The organism is Alteromonas sp. MmMcT2-2 (assembly GCF_022348305.1).
Lineage (GTDB): Bacteria > Pseudomonadota > Gammaproteobacteria > Enterobacterales > Alteromonadaceae > Alteromonas > Alteromonas macleodii.
Genome location: NZ_JAKRFA010000097.1, coordinates 1 through 5221, shown reverse-complemented (window position 1 = coordinate 5221; position 5221 = coordinate 1). Strand labels below are relative to the sequence as shown.

The 5221-nt window shown below is 40.1% G+C and carries 5 protein-coding genes; 3 read left to right on the top strand and 2 right to left on the bottom strand.

Annotated features, from left to right (window positions below):
• The first annotated feature begins 110 nt into the window (after positions 1-110).
• Both MHM99_RS20880 and MHM99_RS20875 read left to right on the top strand, forming a co-directional pair.
• Positions 111-266, top strand: a complete 156-nt coding sequence (locus MHM99_RS20880; protein WP_239220452.1) for a hypothetical protein — start codon at positions 111-113, stop codon at positions 264-266.
• Positions 266-994, top strand: coding sequence for a hypothetical protein (locus MHM99_RS20875; protein ID WP_239220451.1), 729 nt, complete (start codon positions 266-268; stop codon positions 992-994). The genes MHM99_RS20880 and MHM99_RS20875 overlap by 1 nt, the downstream gene beginning before the upstream one ends.
• A gap of 252 nt (positions 995-1246) precedes the next feature.
• Here the strand turns inward: MHM99_RS20875 and MHM99_RS20870 are convergent, their stop codons facing one another.
• Entirely contained in the window at positions 1247-2269 is a 1023-nt protein-coding gene (locus MHM99_RS20870) for an AAA family ATPase (protein WP_239220450.1), read from the bottom strand.
• A complete protein-coding gene (locus MHM99_RS20865) occupies positions 2254-3819 on the bottom strand; it encodes an AAA family ATPase (RefSeq protein WP_239220449.1) in 1566 nt (521 codons plus the stop codon). The genes MHM99_RS20870 and MHM99_RS20865 overlap by 16 nt, the downstream gene beginning before the upstream one ends.
• 234 nt (positions 3820-4053) lie before the next feature.
• Between MHM99_RS20865 and MHM99_RS20860 the strand changes: the two genes are divergently transcribed.
• Positions 4054-5214: an IS30 family transposase gene (locus MHM99_RS20860; RefSeq protein WP_239220448.1), complete on the top strand. Its 1161-nt coding sequence runs from the start codon at positions 4054-4056 to the stop codon at positions 5212-5214.
• The last annotated feature ends 7 nt before the right edge of the window (positions 5215-5221 follow it).

The following is a 5221-nucleotide window of genomic DNA, read 5'->3' as shown; positions in this document are numbered from 1 at the left end:
GGCTCCAAGCTGAAAGTAAACCACCTCCGCAGCCATTTATTGGTGTGGTCTACAGAGGATTATGTCTTTTTAGAGGGGAAAATCCCTAGAACCCCTATTAGGAACAGCAAATGAGTGAGTTAACTAATTTATTCAAATTAATATTGAGTCTACCTATGGAGCAGCTTGCGCTACTAATAGTCGGTTTTTCGTTGGTAGTGGTGTTTTGTGCATTGCGAATAGTGGTAAAAGTATTGGAACCAGCCAAAGCTAAGGAGAGTAAGTAATGCTTGAATGGACAAAAATACCCAGTGTTAGGTTTTTAGATGTTGCGGATTCTCCACTGCATAAAATGAAATGGAGTGGAGACGCCAAGTCAGATTACATTGCTGCCCTTATGTTACTTATAGTTTTGTCTCATCATGCTAGCGACAAAGATAGTTTAGCGAATGGGCGATTGGGTGATACCCAAATGTCTTACGATAAGCTCACAGAATTGTTGGGCATAAGTAGAACGAAGGTCTCTAATGGTATAAGAGTTCTTGAGAGCCTTTCACTCATAAAGGTGAGTACTAATAAGAGACCTAATATCTTCACAATAATAGGTCTTGCCGAGGGAGCAAGATGGGGTAAGTTGCCAGCTAAAGGGCTATATGACAAAAAACTTTCAAAGGTAAAAGTTTTTGAGTCATTCAAATTAAGAAGCAAAGTTGAATTAAACGCTCTTAAAATTTATTTAGTCGTTGTTGCATTTAGAGATAGTCAGATAGGGTACACTAAGCTCGGGTATGAAAAAATCACCCAATACGCTGCTGTACAACGAAATGATATTAAACCTGCTTTGTCTTTCCTAATCGCAAATGACTTTCTGCAAATCGATACTGAGGCCACCGACTTAAATCAGTTCAGTACTGCAAATGTATATTGGCTTAGACATATCGAGCCCCATAAACACCGAGGAACTATTGGGCGAAAGGATGTAACTCAAAGCACGGAAGTTGCGCCCTCGTCATAGTTCACCAAAAACATGATGTCATAGACATGTTGGACAATTATTAGGAAATTCAGAACGCCTGAACAGCGAATTTAGCCGTATTTTTGAATATGGACCTGTTGATGACCGTCAGTGTATTACCGCGAGTTGTATTATGTGCTTTGGAGCACTAGGGTATTCCGGAAGTTTACGGCATCTATCTATGTGGGGGAATTTCATTAGATTATGGACCGAGCCCCGTAGTATCATTTGTACGTTAAGCGGACATATAATCTACTTCTTATGCCCGTCTAGTAATCGTTGTGAGACAAAGTAAACATTACCTTTAGCTCTTGTACACGCTACGTATAGTTTATTTAACGTCGATGGTGCCAAAGTAGCCAATCGTCCTTTTGTATAAGCTGTAAATGTGGTCGAGTTTAGAACTATGCAGATGTCAGCGAAATCATCCAAGCCCTTAGTATTTCCCCAATTATCAGTCCTTCCAATGTACTTGTAGCTTTCTTTAAAAAACAATTTAACGACGGAGTCGTCAGAGAATAACCTATTTATATGTTCAGCATCTTCAACTAGGGTAATATTAACTTCATCTCTTCGATGGGAGCTTATTGTGATGCCAATTTTCTCGGTCACAAATCTGCAAACTGTAGGGCTACATCTATAGCTGTGGGAGAGTGTATCTAAGTCGATTGTGTATCCTGAATCTTTGAGCTTGGTAAGATATGCTTCGTAGTTGTCGTGTAGGTTTTTTTGAATATTACCATCGCGGCTAGTATCAAAAGTATGTTGGAAAAAGTCACCAACGAATAATATTTCCACGTCCATATTCGACAACTCACAAAGCAAATTGAAGTCATTAGCTGCGAAATCTTGAACTTCATCTACGCAGAAGAAATCAAAGTACTTGCCAATGCGCTCAGAGATGTCAGACAGACCATCACAATCCATCATCATCTTCGCAATACGGTTATGGTAAAGTCGGTCACCTTGGCCGACGTAATGTTCGTGAGTGTTGCGTTTCGCAAATCTAGGCGGTTCACTATAGCTAACCCCCTTTATCTTAACGTCGTTACCAACGATAGGCCGCACGCAGAACGATATTAGGAACGAAAAATAGGTGTAAACACGTACACCTTTAGGCATTACTCCAAATTTGGCTAAAATACGCTTCTTCAGATTAGTAGTATTATTTACAGTGTAAGTAACGACCAGCGCACGACTATTGATGTCTAATTTATCGATTATATGTTGTGTTTTGCCCGACCCTGCAACTGCTAATACTACTCGCTTATCCATTCAATGGCCTCTCTAATGTATTGAGGCACAATGATTTCATTCGCTTTCTCATCAAGTAACCTAAATGCTGCGGTAGTTTTGTTATTTAACATATACTGTTGCGGTGTTAATTGGATTTTTCCGCCTGAAAATAAGTCGTCGCATATATCTCTATTATCCTGATACATGCATATTTCAAAAGTTGTTCTTGTGTTATCTGGATCAGCGCAGACAGTTATACAATCTGCCTGATAATCACGATAATTGTCTATACAGTTTTTCTGATAGTCACTGTCATTATCACGGATCACCGCCGTTCTAATGCTCAACAACTTCGAAACTTCCATATATCGTTTAAAGCTAGTCCCCCCAACTGAGATTACATGAATTCCATCCTCACTTGGTGGATGACCTTTAGTTCGCTCGTATAGGCACTCCATCAGAATATATTCCGCATCACCCTCAACAAGTATCACTTTTTCAGAAAGGACATGTTCCAAGATGTTATGGTTAGGGGCTTTCGCAAAAAACTTAGCCGTATCCTTGGTGAGGTCTTTCAAAGTAGCAGGTCTGGTTGCTCCACTATTCAGCAAGATCGACTTCCTTAAATCTAACCTAGAGCTAATTAGGCTACTGTGGGTTGCAATTATCACCTGATTATTATGAGCTTTCTCTACCTGACTTATTAACTTATACATGCTGGTGTGGCTGAGGTGATTCTCAGGCTCTTCTAGTAACAAGACATCTATTCTCTTGCCTTCGTCACGCTCTCTTAGTGCGAACTCTGTTTTTATAAAGCACTGCTTCCCTTTACCGCGATTTTCAATAGGAATGCCTTCCTCTGATAGGGTTAAGTCAGTTTCCAAATTGAACTTTGAGCTAGAACGGATAATAAAATCGTATCCTTCCAAATCATCATTAATGGCATTTAGTTGAGTATCCCTGAAAGCATTTTTTTGCTGTCTATATTCGTTCATTAAACTGTAACGTACAGGTTGCTCTACGGTAGCTTCATACATGGCTTTAACATACTGACTGTTTGCGTACTCGTTGTTGATTTGAGTGCTATCAATTAATAAAAAGCGTAAAAACTTTCGATAACTGGAATATGAGTCACCATTGAACGTAATAAACTTGGCCATGTAGAATTCGAATGGAAAGTTGTCACCTTCAGAGTCCAAAACCTGCCGGATCTCCGCGCTTAACTCCTCATTTGGTTCACAAATCAGTTGAAGCCCGTCAGAATAAACTCCATCACTATTGTTTCTACCGTTGAGGTCTGGGTTATCAGCTTCGTTGAGAAATAACTCAACATGAAGCCTCGGGAGGCTGTCTATACTTTTCTCACCCGCTAGAAACTCTGAAACAACGCTTGCATTAAGCAAAGCTTCAATACCCAAGCTTTCTACCTTACTTCTACTACCACTCAATACAAGTTCAATAGCTGTCAATATAGAGCTTTTTCCTGCTTCATTGTCCCCAATCAGAATGTTTCTTTTAGGGTCAAATTGAACCTCATACTCTCTGAATTTTTTAAAGTTTTTTATTTTTGCTTTTAAAATATACGTCATTGTAATACTCACCTGCCATGGAGAACTTTAACCAGAATACTATACAGCACTCAAAGTTATAAGAGTGCTATTGCTACTACGAAAGAGAGTGGAGCTATTCAGAAAACTCGAATGACTGATTGCACGAAGGGCTAAAAACGAATTACTTCACGATGTTTTTATACGGAGCTGACTGAACGCCTTGAGTTCAATTGGTGAGTGCAACGCTATCCTTATTAAAGGAGGAATGTTGCCATGAAACAAAGAAAACGTATCTATTACTCACCAGAACAGAAAGCACTTATTTGGGACAGATATAAGCGAGGTGATTCGCTGCATGATATCGCTAGAATGTTTGATCGCTTTCACTCTTCTATTATGCCAACTATTTATCAAACTGGTGGGTATCGGCCACCAGAACGAAAAAGACATCCACAGTCTCTCTCGCTTGATGAAAGAGAAGAAATATCAAGATGCTTAGTCGGTAAGCAATCCATTCGAGAAATTGCCAGACGTTTGTCCAGAGCACCATCTACAATTAGCCGTGAAGTAAAAAGAAATGGTGGGTTAAAGCACTACCGAGCCGTAAAAGCTGAACAACGCGCATGGGATGAAGCATTGAGACCCAAGCCATGTAAGTTAATTGGATCCCCAGAGTTATGTAAACTGATAGCCGTTAAGCTTAAAAGGGCATGGTCGCCACAACAAATTGCGGGTTGGTTAAAGCGACAATACCCCGATAATCAGGAAATGTACGTGTCTCACGAAACCATCTATAAAACACTCTTCATTCAGACGCGAGGCGCTCTAAAGAAAGAGCTGCAAAAGTGTTTGCGGTCAAAAAGAGTGGTTCGCAAGTCGCGTCAATCTTCACTGAAAAGGTTAGGTCTAGGAAAAATTCCTGACGCCGTTTCTATAAGTGAGCGACCTGCATCAGTTGAAGATAGAGCGATACCTGGTCACTGGGAAGGCGACCTTATATGTGGCTCTAACAACAGTTACATAGCAACACTAGTAGAGATGCACTCTCGATTCGTAATGCTGGTAAAAGTGGATGATAGTAAAACGTCGACCGTGATTGCTGCTCTTATCAAACACGCTCAAAAACTACCTAAGGAACTATATAAATCTCTAACTTGGGACAGAGGGAGAGAAATAAAAGATCACAAACAATTCACTCTAGCCACTGATATAAAAGTCTATCTTTGTGATCCTTACTCACCGTGGCAACGTGGTTCCAATGAAAACACCAATCGATTATTACGGCAGTATTTTCCAAAAAGTACCGACTTATCAGTCCACAGCCAACAAAAACTTAGCAGTGTAGCGAGACAACTTAACGAAAGACCAAGAAAAACGTTAGACTATGAAACACCAGCACAGAAATTTAACCGATGTGTTGCGCCCATTGATTGAACTCAAG